Genomic DNA, 619 nt, shown 5'->3' on the forward strand with positions numbered 1-619 from the left:
GCTTATCTTGAATAAGATTTAAGCGATGATCTTCAACAATCGGGTGCGTTTCTTGAGTAAAGAAAGCGCCTTTTTCTTTTATTTCAAGGGTTCTCTCGGTTCGATAGTTTGTTATTGTCTTATCATAAATAGTTAATAAATTATCCATTCAGTCACTATGATTTTATAAAAAAGATTAGAAGAATTTTTCCACACTTTCATTTGTAGGAACCCTTGAAAATATAATGTGAGTAGATGTGGTAGCATTTAAAGATGCTATAGAGTCAACAAATTCTTCAATTTCTGATATGGATTTAACACTTAATTTTACAAGAATACAGGAATGGCCCGCTATTCTATAACAAAAATTCACACGTGGGTGATTATAAATAAACTTTTTAAACTTTTCAAATTCACTATTTTTAATATCAATTTGGATAATGCATTGAATATCTAATCCCAAAGCCTCTTCATTTATTTTTATAGTATAACCTTCAATTATTTTGCTATCTTCTAATTTTCTTATTCTATCTGTCACAGAAGGAGGAGATAGATTTACTCTTTTAGATAGTTCTCTAATAGATAAACGACTGTCTTGTTGAAGTTCCTTTAGTATTTTAATATCTGTATTGTCTATTTT

At 28.6% G+C, this 619-nt stretch carries 1 protein-coding gene; it reads right to left on the reverse strand.

Annotated features, from left to right (window positions below):
* Positions 1 to 175: 175 nt before the first annotated feature.
* Positions 176 to 619 (reverse strand): Lrp/AsnC family transcriptional regulator (locus tag V7083_RS03975; RefSeq protein ID WP_335475610.1); only part of this gene is annotated, 444 nt, incomplete at its 5' end.

The organism is Bacillus sp. JJ1764 (genome assembly GCF_036962145.1).
Lineage (GTDB): Bacteria > Bacillota > Bacilli > Bacillales > Cytobacillaceae > Neobacillus.